Genomic DNA, 16,420 nt, shown 5'->3' with positions numbered 1-16,420 from the left:
TGATCTAGCCATTTGTTTTTAAACGGCGGAACAGGAATAGACCAGCCAACAGCAGAGCAAGCCCTATCATCGTGTTTTCTGCATAATTGGAAGCTGTATCAGGAAGTTTCCCGCCTTTAACAGTTTGAACTGTCTGTTCTGATTTTCTGGGTTTTTCCGCTAATTTCTGCTTTGTTACAATAATCTCTTCCGTTTTCTTCAGATCTTTCCCCGTTTCTTGAATCAGCTCGGATCCAAACATATCAGCTGTCAAAAGAATATCTGCGAGAAATTTATTATTCAAGTCATAGATTTCGATTAGTAGATCATAACCATTTGTAGTATACATCGTCAACAGCGATTCTATCGATAAACTGTTTTTCTCTTCACCCTTTACAAGGTAAAATTTGGTTTTTATCTGAAATAGATTCTGCAGTTCATTAAAAATTGCAAGCAGTTCTGCAATTTGTGCAGCTGAGAGCTCTTCCGCTGCATCAAAGTATTCAAATGCAATCATTCTGTCACTAAGCTCAAACAGTTTATCCAGGAAAGTAGGGTCATCGTAATTAAGGGTTTCAAAATGGGAGATGAGGTTCCCGATTTCTTCCTCTGTAAGACCAATCTCGCCAAAAAGAGCATACATCTCATCCATATATACCTCATCCATATAAAGATAGATGGCCCAATCCAAATCCTCGATAAATTGATAGTTTTCAATGGAGTCACCATATTCATTCAGAAAGCTTTCCAAAGCTTCTTTGGATTGAAAGCCATAGAGATCGAGTATCTCTTGTATGGAGTTGTCGTCAATTGGAGTACCGGTCCATCCATTTATATAAAAATCAACATAATCCCGGACCTCTTCAGCGAAGATATACCATTCACTTACAAGAACATCCTGGCCTGCTTCCAAATCCCCGTTTTCTATAAGCAGTTCATTCAGTTCTTTCCGGCTAAGTTCAAATTCATTAAGTACAGGCTGAATTGACTCATCCGTGATAGGGGTTCCCAGTTCATCTATATACCAGAAATCCTCCAATGGCCAATCTTTACTCTTCAAATAATCAATATATGCCTGTTTTTCCCAGTTGATATTTTTTAAAAAGTTTTCAAAATCCGGGTCTTTTGAATCAATTGCAAAAGTAGTAACAGGTAAAAATCCAACAACAACAAAGACAGCCAATAACAGAGAAACAAAACTTTTCATTTCCTACCCCCTCGTTTTTTATAGTATGATTTCAAAATTATTATAATTGTAAAACTCTATTAAATATATAGGTATAATTACCCGAATATATGACTATGACTCATCAAGGAGATATTAACAAAGATTTAGCCTTGATTTTGTGGAATTGGAAGTTGAGCGGTGAGTGAAAAGAAAAGACTCCATACATACCTTGGAAATTAATCTATAATAAAAAATAGGAGTTTTACTAACGTGTGTATTCTCCATAAAAGAAGTCCAAAGAGTTCCTAATTCTGCGGAAATTGTTAATAAACAGGAGATACAAGGGCAGGGCAGAAGAACCTCCAGCAACAACAAAAAAGTTGGTCCACGCCTCAGCGGAGGAACCAACTTAAATAACTTGGAATGAATCAAGAATTCTGGTTTTGGAAACTATTGGAATGTCGCCGTTTCTAGTTGAAATCCTTCAAGGGACACATCTTCATCAATTTCCAATAATAAGCAGCGTTTCCCATTGAATGTAATATATTTTATATTTTTCAGGTCTTTTGGACTAAGGGCTATCGATGCCATTTCTGTATTGATCTTAATCGTTTTTGGAACGAGACTGCTAGCTTTGAATTCATGTTTTTCATCGTCTACGACAGTTTGAAAGGCATTTATCACTTTTTCGGTATCTACGTCTTCAACCCCGCTTACGGTTAAGATTTTTTCAACGTCCCGATAATCCAAAATAGGAGATTCCATTTCTTCTTCATCATCTTCATCATTTTCCTGAACGATTTTACCGATTTCCTCATAGATATTGGAAATGACCTTGGAATCGACCTTATCTCCAATGACATTACTTACAATCAGTTCGAAGCAGTCTTTATCTTCTGCAGCGGTAATAATATCTTCACAATTTAAGACATCTTCAATAAATGAGCCGTCTGGTTGGTTGACTTTACCGGCGCTATAGAGAATATGATTCACATCTGCAGTATTATCGTTAAAGGCAGGAAATAGAAATCCTGTTAAAGGCTGTGTCAAATTAATAATGGGATCAACGTCACTGTTCGCTTTGAATTCTTTTTCAATATAATCAAATACTAAGTTTTTTTTCGGCTGGTTGGTTTTATTGAGGCTGCAAAGAATAAACTTGCTGGAATAGACTTCATCATTTCCGCCTTCTCCAGATTCTAAATCTCGTTTCCTGGTCGCTTTTTGGTAGTGTCCAGAGATAAACGTCACAACCGTATCAAAATCATAAACCGTATTCGCGTACATTTTTTCAACGATTTGCAGCATGTGTTCTTTCCAGTCTTCTGTTGTGTCCGAGCGCAAACCTTCAAAAAGCGTGGCTTGTGTGCTGTCTTCCACATCTTGACTGAATTTCAGATTAAACAATTTGGAATCAAGCTGGCCTGTCAAAACCTTTTTAAAGTTTACCAAAAATAATTCCTGTGACTCCCGATCCAACAGCTGAAACGGTTGGCTGACATGATGGTAAATGTCACCTGATTCTTTTTGAACATATACATTGAAGATTTCCCGAATATTCAGGAGCTCATTATCTAATTTAAATTGCTTTTTAATATTAGCGATGTCTTTTTTATTCATATGTCTCAACTCCCCTTTCCGATTATACCTGTTTAAGAAATAAATTGTAATACTAGATTACCCCGGCTGACTAAAACGAGTAGGATTAGGATGGAAAGCTTCCCTTTATTCCTATCGTTTTTTTTCAAAAAATTGGTCGTAACAAGAACGATTGTTAATACAGAATACGTTTCATACCGACTAACATAAGGAAACGGAAGATTAGTTGAACTGATTTTATAGCAATGTAAAAATTGTATTATGATGGTCGATTCACATTCCATTGTTTAATTATAGGAAAAAGTTCCTGATTATTTTTAAAAAGTAGTAATAAAGACCAGTCCCCTTGCCGATATAAGAAGTGAAAAATTTATCGGCAGGGAAGGGTTAGGATGAAAAAAGCATATTTGGTAATGCTATTACTTTTAATAACACTCCTTATGGCATGTGGCACAAAAGGGATTGCGATATCTCAGGATGAGGCTATGTCCATTGGTTCAGAAGCGGATGAGAATAGTAGAATTACAGAAATAAAACTCAAAGTAGTTCCAATTGTAGGGAACGTACTGACTGAAGATAATGAGACACTGGGAGGAAATGAAAGAGACGCTGCAAAAGAACAAGAGCAACCGGTTGCTGTCGAGAAGAATCAATCTGCGAAACAAGAGATGGAAGAACAAATACATAATGAAGCGGAAAAAGTAAGCCATGCCAGTGAAAAAGAAACTAGCATAAAAAGCGAATCCGTAGATAGCAAAGTAGTAGAGAACGAGATTGATAAAGAGAATAAAGAGGAGGATACTTATCCACAGCAGAAAGTATTAACAGGGATAGCCTCAACAGATGCCCTGCTTCCCGAGGAAAACTCACGGGAAAGAACGACTCCAATTACACACGTGATGATGCATTTTACAAGCAATGTAATTGGAAACCCTCAAAGCCCTTATGAGCTGGAGGATACACGCACTATTTTTATAGATTATGGGGTATCAGCACATTATTTAATAGGTAGAAATGGAGAAATATATAATTTAGTCCCTGAAGACAGGGTAGCCTTTCATGCCGGGAAAGGCGATTTACCGGATTACCCACATTATCAAGATCAATTAAACGACTACTCCATAGGAATTGAAGTAATGGCAATTGGCACGAAAGAAGAAATGCAGACCATGATGTCGGATTCTTTTTATGATTCTATAGATCCCGCACATATCGGTTATACGGATGCACAATACGCATCACTTAAACGATTGTTGGACGACATATTATTGCGTAACCCATCCATAAAAAAAGATAGGAACCATGTAGTGGGGCATGACGAGTATGCACCAGGCAGAAAAACCGATCCAGGTTCATTATTTGATTGGTCAAGAATTGGTTTTTAAAGGACATAGCGGGCAGTTACGCTGTCCGGCCCCAGGCCTAGTCTGCTTATAAAATTAGGTCGTAGCTATCGGCCAGAAGAAAATGCTTGCTGGCAGTTGCTCGGCAGTCCAATAGGGCTTGTCTATCAGCCAGAAGATGTTGCTGGAAATAGCTCGACTGTCCAATACCGGGTGTCTATCGGACAAAAACACCGAGGAAAGTGGTTCAACTGTCCGTTATGGGGCTCCTATCAAAAAGGGCAAGTAGGACAGATACAACGTCCGCTCTGTCCTAGCCCAATTATAAAATGAAGAAACGGTTTCTACACATCTGCTAATCTCATTTAAACTTGTGAATCCTTCTCCCATACGAGCAATACAATTTTAAAGCGCTCCATATATATCTTTGCTACTAGTTCTATCCGGATAAGAATCTTGCCCTCTTGTCCTAATGCACATGTTCTGCTGGATAGCCTTGTTCTTCAAGGATGGAGATGACATGTGGTTCAAGGATGAGGTGCAGGCTGCCGACAATGACGAAATAAGTTTGGCCGCTGTCTTCCTCGAGAAATTCGATGATTGTGTCTGCCATATCGTAGTTACGATTATCATTTAAAGCTTCCATAAACGCCTGATCTTCCTCTGTCGCTTCGGCGTCCTCTGCCATTAATGCAGTTAACAGGTTATCCGCATCCCCTTCTAAATAAAGGGTGAACAACTCCTGCATTTCCTGATCGTATTCCTCAATATCTATTAAAGACTCTTCCAGCATTTTAATTTGATAATCTGGAGATGTGTCAGCAAAAATACCCAGCTGATCTTCGGCAGTTTCCAAAGCTATGATTTCCTTGCCATCTTCAGCTGCTCTGCTTAAAAAATATTCATCGACACCATAAACATAGCCAAGTTGTTCCGTCATAAGCTGTTGGATAGTTGAAGATAGGATCCATGGTTTATAGCTTTTCAATAATTGCATAGGTAAACCTAACTCCTCCAACGTACTATCAAGTTCTGCGTAAAGCTCGTCGCTGATATGATTTTTAATTGTGCTGCCATCATGATAGACACCAATTTCCATTAATATGTTTTGCATTTCAAAAGGGTTCACTTGTGTAATATCAATCTCTGGTACAACAACATCAGATTCTCTGTATGCTTGTTCAATCTTTTCATGTAATGGATAGAAATCCTGGGTTCCCGCGTGGACGGTACCTTGCAAATATACAGTGGTGTTGCCATTTTCAACCTTCCATAAAAAACCACCAGGTCCATCAGGGCTTCCGACAATTTCTGTTTGAGCTTCTTCTGTAAAGACAACAACAATTCCCAGCTCTCTTAATTCCTCTAATACTGCCTGCTGCTCCTCATCATTTTCAATTGGGTTACCAGTTACATTAACTTCCTCCATACTGTCTAATTCTTTTAAGATAGAGAAGTCGGAAATATTATTATCCTGTAGCAATAATATCTCTAAATCGTCGAGCGCTTCCATGCCGTCAAGTTTGTTTATTCCTGACCCAGACAGATTAAGCATCGTGACTTCCGTAAAATCTTTTGAATACAGTTCTCCTTCCGTTTTACCAATCTCTTCCCGGATGGCCATCTCCAAATGTTTATCAGAAAAGGCAATTGTTTCGTCTGATTGGCAGGCACTGAAAATAAAAATCATCGTCATCATTAATAAATTCATCCATCGTCGTGACATAATACAGCAGCTCCTTATTTATGTACAATATTCAAAATCAATTCATAGTATATTATGAATTATTTTTTTCTTATTCACAATAGTGATCATAATATGAAAAAAAAGATGATTGTTTACATTTAAAGTAAGCAATCATCTTCAACAATAGGATCATTTGTAGGTTTGGTTTACCTATAACCATCCATTTTTTACTGCTACTAACATAGCATTTGTTCTATCTTTAACGTTTAATTTTCTTAAGACTGATGTTACATGGTTTTTGACGGTTTTATCTGAAATAGAGAGGTTCGCGGCAATAATTTCATTACTATGGCCTTTGGATATTTCCGCAAGCACATGCCACTCCCTAGGTGTTAGCAACCCTTCAGGTCGATGACGGATTGTATTGTAAAGTCTTAGATATTCTTGGTGAAGCATGATCGTCAATTCAGGATGTACATATGTATAGCCTTTTTCAATAAGATCGATTCCTGAAACAATTTCATTGACATCCATATCGGCATGGAAATATCCATCTATATCCAATCTTAGCAGTGGAGCCAAATGAACTACCTCATCATCAGAAATGATGACACCGATCTTAACTTTCGAATTTGAGTAAAAGGTAATCAGCTTTTCCAAATCGATATTACTTGTGATATCTAAAAGGATAAGGTCATTATCAGCCGTATATTTTTCTTTATATAAAAAACTGATATTGGCAGGACCTAAAAGTGTTATATTGTAATTTGTTTTGTTGATTAGCGAATGATTAAAATTATTCGGTAGTATTTTTTTTCCATTTAAGATTGTTATTGTACTCAATTTACTCATCTCCTATCCCATAATTGAGTTAACAATAGACTTCGGCTGTAAGAAACAGCAAGCATATAATTATTAATGATAATTTTATCTTTAAAAAATACGATTCTCAAGGCTTTACGGCATTTCCCTTCAAATTAACACAATTATGTAATCTAAATATAATATATCTATTATTTCAAAAAGTTAGAAGGGTGAATTAAATGTCATAATGAATTGACCTTTGGATTATTTATGCAGGTAGAAAAGTATAAAATTACTACCTGCATAAGTGAACTTAGGTATTCCCTCAGAAGACTTTGGGGAATATTTTAATTTTCTAATTGATTTGTTATGGATAATCTGTATGCAGTAAAAATAAAAAAAGCAAAACCGTCGGGTGGCTTGCTAAAAAGAGGTATACTATAAGAATTCTTTATATCCTCCAAAAAGCCTTCCTCCTTGAGGCTCCAATACTGTATCAACCAAGGTGCTAAATGGCTTGCTGTCACCTGTTTTCATGAATATATGGAACACGTCTAAAAGTTGATCGGAGAAGGTTTGATCACATTTGCGTAAAGATCGATACATCCATTTACCATGTCCAAGCCAGTGGCCGTTTATTTTCAGTACATATTCAGAGACCAATTCAAAAAGATTAATTGCGGTAAATATCTTTTCTTCCGGACGGATGGAGCTGTCTAAATCATTCAGTAAATCGGTAATGGTGTATCGTAAATAGTTTTCCTTTTCCATATTCATTTTTACAGGGCCGTCCTCCAAGTATTCGTTAGCTTCATTTCGGATATCCACTGCAGATCCATCGTCTTTTAGAATAGTACCTTCCACACACATATGGGGAATCGTTGGTAGTCCTTCTGTGCGACAAATGTCAAAAAAGAACGATAGGGATGTTCTATTGAAAACAAACAGTTCCATGTCCCAATCGAAACAATGAAGACATTGAAGGAAGGGAGAACTCTGTGTATTGTCAATAATAACGATGTCTATATCGGAATGCTCTGTTAGCTCTTCTCGGGCACTGCTCCCGGCTAAGAAAGCAACTTCGCAATCAGGAAAATATTGATCAAGGCATTTTTTTGCAGCCGCTGCTGGAGACATTTTCATCCTGCACGTTCCTCCTGTAAATCATACTAAACCAGACCTATCACATTGTATTCACTACATCAAAAAAAGTGACATGCGGCAGGAAAGAAACAATATCCATTGGGTGCATGACTAAGAATATCCATGATACATATATGGATTACAGGAATCTTATGGAGAGTGGAAATAACGGATTAACTCATGGAATAGTAGTTATATGGCGAAGGAACAGCGTTGTACATGTATATACTATGGATGAATGAATTCCAGCTTTCCATTTTCCAAATTTGCTTTTTTCACGATACTTTCGACTGGAAATATAAAAGCCCAGGGCATACTTATTTCCGGATTTAACGTTAATGCTGGTATCGTAAACGTATGTTGGGCAATAATTTCTTCATTTTCGATATAACATAGCTTCGTGTTGTTAAAGGAAAACACGTCATGACTGAAATTATGAACAAGAACAGTAATTAATAATTCACCTCGGTAATTCCGTGCCTGCCATAATGGAGTAAGTTCGATAATTGGCTCATTTGCTATATTGTGATTTTGAAAAGCTTCTTCAATAATTTGCCGGTCTTTAGCTGGTAAGGCTTTATCCCAGGATGGTTCAAACGCTAGCTTTTGCATGTTTTTCACCTCTACTATAATTCTTCTGCATATCCTTTATACCATGAATTAGCAGAAATGTTTATGATAAGGAATTAAGTAAGACAGGCTAAATCGGTAAATGAACCAATTTAAAGTGGAGAAATTTTCGAAAAGAGTTTAGAGAAGAAAAATTTTCCAACTATAAAAACGGCGCGTGAAGTGTCACTTTATCGGGAGTAGTATGTAAAGTTATGTTAATATTATTAGTGGATGAATTAGTAATCGTTCGTTGTGGAAGATTAATATATAATTTGAAATCATCATCAACGTTATCACAACTAAGTAGCAAGGAGGATTTAAAATGGAAGAAGAAAAAGTAGTAGAAGCGAAGGCGATTACGAAACAAGCAGATGTAGGAGATGCGATTCAGGTAGTTAAGGGTGAACAAAAAGGCAAAAAAGGAACGGTGCTAACTGTAAGGGAGAACTCTGTAATCATTAAAATAGGATCACATCCTGTGACCGGCGAGCCAATAAAGACAGTTGTTCATCATAAAAATTATAAGAAGCAAAAGTAAGTGTTAGAAAACGTGGTTGTCATCAGGCCTTTCTTACTTGCATAAGTCCAACTAAGGCATTTGCCCAAAAACGCTTAGGTTGATTCCAAGTTTTCTAAAATTCTAAACAGCCTTCGTTACGCTTATGCAGATAGAAAAGTACTCTACTTTCCCTAACAGCCAAAAATAAAGGAGCATTTCTGCAAAAATTAATGCAGAGATGCTCCTTTACTTATTGGATAAGTATAAATTTTATTCAGCAGCTCACAGCTCATTGACTTACAAAAACTGCTAGGTCTAGCGAGAACACTAAAGCTATAGCGAGACTTACTTCACATCATAATCTGACTAAGTAGACTTACCAACTGGCTTTGCTAAAGGTATAGTCGCACTTAAACTCCTCTGGTGCAAGTCAACGTCCGAACCAGCTGTGCGGCACAGGCAGTCCATACATCGCAAAACGGGCTCTTAAGCTCTTGTTCATTAAGCGGGCTTTCTCCAAAAACCAAGTATAATTGCGGCAACGACAGTTCCTATTGCGAGTGAAAGGAGGAAGAAGAGTGCATTCTCAGCTAAAGGAATAACAAATATACCACCATGAGGAGCTGGAATTGCGCTGTTCCATAGCTGTGTCAATCCTCCAGCAATTGCTGCGCCGATTACGGATGAACCAATAACTCTTAATGGATCAGCTGCTGCAAATGGAATAGCACCTTCTGTAATAAATGAAAGTCCCATAACATAGTTGGTGGCACCTGATTTGCGTTCATCTTCGTTAAATTTTTCTTTGAAGATTGTAGATGATAATGCGATAGCCAGTGGTGGAACCATACCGCCAGCCATTACAGCTGCCATTAAACTGCCGTCACCAGTGTCTGTGAAAATTCCAATTGAAAAGGCATATGCTGCTTTATTGAATGGGCCCCCCATATCAATTGCCATCATTCCTCCAAGAAGTGCGCCAACAATTACAGCGTTTCTAGTTCCAAGTCCTTGTAAAAAGTCTACCATTACAGTGTTTATACCAGCAAAAATCGGTCCAAATATAAAATACATTAGAATACCTGTTAATAAAAGTCCCAACACAGGATATATAAGAATTGACTTTAAACCGTCCAGTGACCTTGGTAAACCATGTAATAGTCTTTTTAATAGAATAATGATATATCCAGCAAGGAAACCGGCAACCAAACCACCTATAAATCCTGCGTCACTATTAACAGCTATCAAGCCACCAACCATACCAGGCATTAAACCAGGTCTATCTGCAATACTCATTGCAATAAATCCTGCAAAGATAGGTATTAGAAAGTTAAATGCATTACTGCCAAGTTCGTTCAAAAAAGTAAAAGTCTCACTGTCGCTTCCTAATACACTTTCGAACAAGAATGAAATAGCCATTAGAATACCGCCACCAATTACAAAGGGCAGCATATGAGATATACCATTCATTAAGTCTTTATAGATGGTACCTAAGATCGTTTTTGATTTCGGTTTACTACTTGCTCTCTCTTTATATTGCTCTGCATGATAAGTCGGGGCATCCTGATTAATTGCCTTTGTAATTAATTCCTCTGTTTTTTTAATACCTTCACTTACTGGTCTGTTCAGAAGTTTCTTCCCATTAAATCGATGCAATTCAACTTTCTTACTGGCTGCAACTATAACTGCATCAGCTCTTTTAATTTCATCTGCAGTTAATTCATTTTTTACTCCATCAGACCCATTTGTTTCCACGCGAATGTCTACATTCATTTCAACGGCTTTCTTTTTTAAAGCGTCCTCTGCCATATAGGTATGAGCAATGCCGGTAGGACAGGCAGTTACAGCAACGATAAAGGGTCTTTTTGATGAAGAATTCTCTGATGTTTCAACAGTTATTTCTTCTGGATTTTCCCTCGTTTTATTAAAAAGTACATGAACGTCCTCATGAGTTTCCGCTTGCTTTAGTTGATTAACGAAATCCGCATCGATTAACATTTTTGACAATGCTGCCAACGTTTGCAGATGTGTATCATTAGCTGCTTCGGGGACTGCTATCATGAAAAACAAATATGCAGGCTGACCATCCAGTGAATCATAGTTAATACCCTTATTGCTTTTTGCAAAAAGTACTGTTGGTTTTTTGACTGCTTTCGATTTAGCATGTGGCATAGCAATTCCATCGCCAAGACCTGTCGATGATTGAGATTCCCTATTTAGAATGGCTTCCTTGAATATTTCTTTATTATTAATAATATGATTTTTATAAAGGCTGCCTATCATTTCATCAATTGCCTGCTCTTTTTCAGTAGATTGCATGTCCATAATCATAATATCCTTTAAAAGTAAATCAGTAATTTTCATATCTATCAGTCCTTTTTTGTATTTTCAGACTTTAAAATTTAGAGACGGGAAACTTTTACTTCTGGAATTAACGATAAGATTAGCTCCTTATTGGCCAAGTCGTTTGAAAAAGCGGTAGCACTGCCCGATGCTATTCCCATCTTAAAAGCTTCCAGAGGATCGAAACTATGTGAAAATTCCCCTATAAATCCAGCAATCATGGAGTCGCCAGCACCCACAGAGTTTTTCACAGTACCTTTTGGACTTGTTCCTTTATAGATTCCATCCTTAGTAACAAGTAAAGCTCCATCACCTGCGAGAGAGACAATGACATGTTTAGCGCCCGCTTCAAGTAGTTTTTTTCCGTAATGAATAATATCTCTCTGATTTTTAAGTTTAACTTCAAATAGTTGTTCCAGTTCATGCAGATTTGGTTTTACAAGTAAAGGTCCATATGGTAAGGCAGATTTTAATGCTTCGCCAGTTGTATCGATTACGAATTGGGCTTTGTTTGCTTTTACTATTTCAATGATTTTCGTATAAAAATTACCCGGTAAAAATGGTGGTTTGCTACCAGATAGGATAACGGTATCATTACTTGTGGTGGTTTTAATTTGGTTCAGTAGTAGCTCTGCTTCTTCTTTTTTAATGTTAGGACCAAGTCCATTAATTTCTGTCTCGTAATCTGATTTAATTTTGAGATTAATTCGCGTTTCTCCCTCTATACGAATGAAGTCAGACTTAACACTATCTTTTTCCAGCCACTTTGAGATGAACTCTCCTGTAAATCCACCTAAAAATCCAAGAGCTATTGAATCTATATTAAGCTCTGCTAATATACGGGAAACATTAATTCCTTTTCCACCAGGTAGTTTTAGATCGCTCTCCATATAATTTAGCTCACCAATTTTTAGATTCTTAATAGGGATTACGTAATCAATGGAAGGATTAAGAGTAATCGTAAAAATCATTGTTAAGCCTCCAGTATTGTTGTTTTTTCCTGATAGTATTTCAGGTTTTTTAGTGGGGAGTCAGTAATAATTTTAACTTCTTCCAGTCTACAAACTTTTGCGAAGCTGACTTTATCCCATTTACTTTCATCTGCCAAAACATAGGTTACCGCTGAATGCTCATGAGCCAGCTTCTTTAAAGCTGCTTCCTCCGGGTCGGGAGTTGTGCAACCATAGGAGACATCTATACCATTAATTCCTAAAAATGCTTTTGTAAAGCGGTAATTTTTCAGTTCTTCTATACTGGTCGCACCGATTATTGCCTTCGTTGTATTTTTTACCTTTCCCCCAAGCTGGATAGTATTGATATTTTTATCCGCCAACAGGGAAGCGTGAAGTATTCCATTTGTTACCACAGTAATATAATCAGCCTTTATATTACTGATCATAGCCATGGTTGTCGTCCCGGCATCCATATATATGACATCATTGTTGATTATGAGAGAAGCAGCATATTTACCAATTGAATTTTTCCCCTGAATGTTTTTGATCGTTTTCTCGTTGTAGGACATTTCTTTATCCAGTTGATAGTTTTTCTTGGCTCCACCATGAATCCTTACGAGTGCACCCGATTTCTCCAGTTGTGCAAGGTCTCTTCGGATTGTAGACTCAGAGCAATTAAGCGACACCATAAGTTCATTTGCTTTCACTATACCGCTTTCATTTAGCTGTTCTAAAATGAAAGAATATCGTTCTTCCGTTATCATTTTATCCCTCCTATAATAGTAATAATACCACCAAAAACAACCAATAACAATCAAAAACATTCATAAGATCGGTAGAAAAGAGCTATTGAGAATCAAAATTCCATCTTAAGTGACATTTTAAACAATGGGTTAATGCTTATGAGCGGCTCGACTATCATTTTTTGACACTCCATTTTATGAATTCCATTTTGATAACGCTTTAATTTATCAGAATAAAAAATTTATTGACTCTAATTATAAATAGGTTTATTATAATAACAATTTACAATTAAGAGAGGGGCATTCACCATGAAGTCGAAAGAGCAATCATCTATATTAACTATTAACTTATTATTATGCTGATAGGACTGAAACGCCATGAAAATGGAATCTGTTTGAGTCCACTTTATTGTTTATTAAATAAGGCGCTCAGACGTTAATAATTTGCAGGAGTGCCCATCCGTATCGGAAGGGTTTTTTTATTGCCCAAAAAAAGAAATAGGAAAATTAGGGGGAAACCGAGAATGAAACAGTCAACGAAACAATATATTATTGATCGTACGTATAAAGCCTCGCAAGGACTTGCGAATGCAGTATTAGTAACACTAGGAATCGGCCTTCTAATTGAGACGTTCGGGACATTTACAGGTTGGGAAGGTTTTCTTACGGTAGGTAAGGCAGCACAATTAATGCTTGCACCTGCTATTGGAGCTGGTATTGCTTATCAGCTTGGTGGGAATACATTGATTATTTTCAGTGCAATGGCTTCGAGTACTGTGGGGGCGAATGCATTGACAATGAATGCTGATGGTGCATGGGTGTTGACGACAGGTCAGCCGATTAGTGCGGTTTTCGCTGCAGTAATTGCAATATGGGTAGGAAAGCGTGTGGCTGGAAAAACAAAACTGGACATGCTTTCGATTCCATTTTCAGCAACATTTGCTGGAGGGGTTTCCGGTGTCGGACTGGCAGCTGTGACCACGCCTTTATTGGAACAATTGAGTATGTATATTGCAAATTCAGTTGATGGTTCACCTTTTGTTGGATCGATTGTTATTGCACTTGTGTGGAGCATTTTCCTTATGTCGCCTGCATCTTCTGCGGCAATTGCGATTGCCTTGCAGCTTGATCCGGTATCAAGTGCTGCAGCATTAATTGGTTGTACGGCACAATTTGCAGGTTGGACTGCTATGTCATTGAAACAAAATGATGCAGGTGCAAATATTGCCCAATCATTCCTTACACCGAAAGTTCAAGTTCCAAATCTCGTTAAGAATCCGCGTCTGGTGGCAGGTCCATTTCTTTCATCCATCATTTGTGCGCCAATTGCTATCCTAATCTTTGATTTCCAAGTACCCTATGAATTAGCAGGGCTTGGTCTAAATTCCTTTATTGCGCCTATTAATATTCTGGCAAATCAAGGACCTGGTGTTATGTTAATGTATCTTGTAGTCGGTGTTATTGCCCCGGCAATTATTTCTGTAGTCGTCTATCAAGCGTTGAAACTAAAAGGTTGGGCAAAAACAGGGGATTTGCATATGGAAATCCAATAACGAGTATTATTCAAAAAGGTACAGCATCCGATGCTGTACCTTTTCTAATGTCACAGAACTAAAATTTACGATTTTTTCTAAATTGCTTTTAGGAGCAGTTTTTTCAACAGCGGTGTAAATTGCTCCGGAAGTTCCGAAACAGTTGGAACCATAACTCGTTCTTTACCGTATATATTTTTCATCGTATCATCTTCTCTTTCACCGATTTCCCCATCTGCCAAAAACATTCCAATCACATCGATTTTCTTTTTTCGGGCCTCAGACACTGCCAGATGTGTATCGACAATCCCATTTTGGTCGTATCCGGATGCTGCCGGTTCACCGTCAGAAAATACGAGCAGAAACTTATTCTTCTCACGTCTTGCTTCGAGTTCTTTCGTAACAACACGAATACTAAAACCGTCCCGATTGTCCTCCTGGGGCTCGAGTTGCATGATTTTGGCGCCATTATCTTGATAGAGGGAGTCTGTATAGGAATGGATAACATGAAAATAATTCGGTTGATAGTTTCCTTTCACCTCGTTGGCGTCCTCCCAGAAACCGATGATCGAGTGGGGGATATTCAAATCTTTTAGGACTTCATGAAATAAAACAATTCCTCTTTTCGTTTCTTCCATTTTACCTTTCATGGAAGCAGAGCAATCGACAAGCAACGTAAATACAGCATCGAATTCCTTTGATTCGTGATTTTTCTTATAAAAGATTCTCGGATTTTCTTCAAGAAAGAGAGGAAGCAACTTCTTCGATAAACGTCCGACAGCTAGATCTTTTCTTGGTGTATTTTTCTTATGCTCGATCGTTTTTTTGATTGTATTTGCAAGCTTTCGTTTATAGGCTTCAATAGATTTAACAAATTCCTGATAGTGGTTCATATCGGCGTTAGAAGGAGTTTCCGCCATTTTAACAAGATGGACTGCATCTTTATTTTCTTCCCCATAAATACTCTCATTCCCTTGCATGGCAGGACTTTCTTCTTGTTTATCCAGAGCTTCCATTTTGGAATAATCCTTCTCCTTGCTTTCACCCGAAGCTCCTTGTATGGAAGCCATTGCCTGGTCCGCATCTTCCGTTTCTCTTGCTCCGCCACCCATCATACTTGTTTTTGTCCCTTGCTCAAGTTCGAATTGCAGGAAGTTTTGCTTGCGGTCGCCATTTTTATTTTCCCGATGCCAAGTGGAGAATTCCTGATCAAAGTATTCACTTTTCTCCTCATCCATTTCTTCCTGGTCATTATTAACTAATTCATCGGTCCGTGTCAGTTCATCAAATAGCGTGTTTTTGGTGTAATTCTCAATATGACCGATTGGAAAAATAAAATATCGATTGACAGAATCGTGATAATTCAAGTTAATTCGGAATGTAATTTGTTCAGCTATGCTTGAGATATCCTCAGTACTTTTTGCCTCAAATACGGAATAAATAAGTGGCTTCAATTGGTCAAGTTGGCGAAGTTGGTTCGTATTCGCCCGCGGGAAAACCGGATCAGGATTATCCGATTGTATTAGTAAATAGATCAGGCAAAATAATTCATCTGTAGGTAACCCTCTCGTGATCGTTGCGGATAATTGGTTTTCAAAGTAATGCTTTAAATGATTTCTGCGGACATTGAACCATTTTTTAGTGCCAGGACGCTCTATTTTTATAATTTCCTCCAGTCTTATATCCTCCAAAAGTGCGAATAATTGACTCGAAAAATTAGGAAGGTTGATTTCACTCATATTTTTCAAATATGCCTTCATAGATGGCACATCGGAATAATGCAACGTTCCGATTGTGCGTAAGATGACATCTGTTTTCAGCCCTGCTTCCTTTACATCCGTACTTAATTTATCCCAGAATCGGCTGCCGGTCACTTTGTTGTCGGACAGATCAATAAATGATCCGTAATTATGTTCAAAATCCAAATCAGGATTGCCGGATAGAACGGTAGCCAAGTCCTGTAATTGCATAAAAAGGTTTGTATCTACTTTTGAGTCATGGAAACGATACATCCA

The 16,420-nt window shown here is 37.7% G+C and carries 13 protein-coding genes; 3 read left to right on the top strand and 10 right to left on the bottom strand.

Annotated features, from left to right (window positions below):
- Positions 1–4: 4 nt before the first annotated feature.
- Together MN204_RS18825 and MN204_RS18820 are read right to left on the bottom strand one after the other, a co-directional pair.
- Positions 5–1,186, bottom strand: coding sequence for a processed acidic surface protein (locus tag MN204_RS18825; RefSeq protein ID WP_249872638.1), 1,182 nt, complete (start codon positions 1,184–1,186; stop codon positions 5–7).
- A 411-nt stretch (positions 1,187–1,597) separates the two neighbouring features.
- A complete protein-coding gene (locus tag MN204_RS18820) occupies positions 1,598–2,767 on the bottom strand; it encodes a DUF4317 domain-containing protein (RefSeq protein WP_249872637.1) in 1,170 nt (389 codons plus the stop codon).
- Positions 2,768–3,138: 371 nt separating this feature from the next.
- Here MN204_RS18820 and MN204_RS18815 point away from each other — a divergent pair, with 371 nt between their 5' ends.
- A complete protein-coding gene (locus MN204_RS18815; protein ID WP_249872636.1) occupies positions 3,139–4,131 on the top strand; it encodes an N-acetylmuramoyl-L-alanine amidase in 993 nt (330 codons plus the stop codon).
- 427 nt (positions 4,132–4,558) lie between these two features.
- On the opposite strand, the gene MN204_RS18810 is transcribed toward MN204_RS18815, so the two are convergent.
- The 4 genes from MN204_RS18810 to MN204_RS18795 all read right to left on the bottom strand — a co-directional run bounded on the left by MN204_RS18810 (position 4,559) and on the right by MN204_RS18795 (position 8,335).
- On the bottom strand, positions 4,559–5,815 hold the full coding sequence (locus MN204_RS18810) for a TraB/GumN family protein (RefSeq protein WP_249872635.1): 1,257 nt from the start codon (positions 5,813–5,815) through the stop codon (positions 4,559–4,561).
- A 171-nt stretch (positions 5,816–5,986) separates the two neighbouring features.
- Positions 5,987–6,619, bottom strand: a complete 633-nt coding sequence (locus MN204_RS18805) for a response regulator transcription factor (protein WP_249872634.1) — start codon at positions 6,617–6,619, stop codon at positions 5,987–5,989.
- 399 nt (positions 6,620–7,018) lie between these two features.
- Entirely contained in the window at positions 7,019–7,723 is a 705-nt protein-coding gene (locus MN204_RS18800) for a nucleotidyltransferase domain-containing protein (protein WP_249872633.1), read from the bottom strand.
- A gap of 228 nt (positions 7,724–7,951) precedes the next feature.
- On the bottom strand, positions 7,952–8,335 hold the full coding sequence (locus MN204_RS18795; protein WP_249872632.1) for an SLAP domain-containing protein: 384 nt from the start codon (positions 8,333–8,335) through the stop codon (positions 7,952–7,954).
- A gap of 322 nt (positions 8,336–8,657) precedes the next feature.
- Between MN204_RS18795 and MN204_RS18790 the strand changes: the two genes are divergently transcribed.
- Positions 8,658–8,873, top strand: coding sequence for a DUF2187 family protein (locus MN204_RS18790; RefSeq protein ID WP_249872631.1), 216 nt, complete (start codon positions 8,658–8,660; stop codon positions 8,871–8,873).
- Positions 8,874–9,335: 462 nt separating this feature from the next.
- On the opposite strand, the gene MN204_RS18785 is transcribed toward MN204_RS18790, so the two are convergent.
- From MN204_RS18785 to MN204_RS18775, 3 genes are read right to left on the bottom strand one after another with little or no spacing between them, the layout of a single operon-like run.
- The gene (locus MN204_RS18785; protein ID WP_249872630.1) at positions 9,336–11,198 is read right to left on the bottom strand and encodes a PTS fructose transporter subunit IIABC; all 1,863 of its coding nucleotides are present in this window, start codon (positions 11,196–11,198) and stop codon (positions 9,336–9,338) included.
- A gap of 38 nt (positions 11,199–11,236) precedes the next feature.
- Positions 11,237–12,148: a 1-phosphofructokinase gene (gene pfkB, locus MN204_RS18780; RefSeq protein WP_249872629.1), complete on the bottom strand. Its 912-nt coding sequence runs from the start codon at positions 12,146–12,148 to the stop codon at positions 11,237–11,239.
- A 2-nt stretch (positions 12,149–12,150) separates the two neighbouring features.
- Complete coding sequence (locus tag MN204_RS18775) at positions 12,151–12,894, bottom strand: DeoR/GlpR family DNA-binding transcription regulator (RefSeq protein WP_249872628.1); 744 nt, start codon at positions 12,892–12,894, stop codon at positions 12,151–12,153.
- A 503-nt stretch (positions 12,895–13,397) separates the two neighbouring features.
- On the opposite strand from MN204_RS18775, the gene MN204_RS18770 reads away from it, so the two are divergent.
- Positions 13,398–14,426, top strand: a complete 1,029-nt coding sequence (locus MN204_RS18770; RefSeq protein WP_249872627.1) for a PTS sugar transporter subunit IIC — start codon at positions 13,398–13,400, stop codon at positions 14,424–14,426.
- 77 nt (positions 14,427–14,503) lie between these two features.
- On the opposite strand, the gene MN204_RS18765 is transcribed toward MN204_RS18770, so the two are convergent.
- Positions 14,504–16,417 carry a vWA domain-containing protein gene (locus MN204_RS18765; protein WP_249872626.1) on the bottom strand — a complete coding sequence of 638 codons (1,914 nt, stop codon included), beginning with the start codon at positions 16,415–16,417 and terminating at the stop codon, positions 14,504–14,506.
- Positions 16,418–16,420: the final 3 nt, after the last annotated feature.

The organism is Oceanobacillus saliphilus (assembly GCF_023522835.1).
GTDB lineage: Bacteria > Bacillota > Bacilli > Bacillales > Amphibacillaceae > Oceanobacillus > Oceanobacillus saliphilus.
Note: the sequence above shows the minus strand (reverse complement) of the source record. Positions and strands in the feature narration are given on the sequence as shown.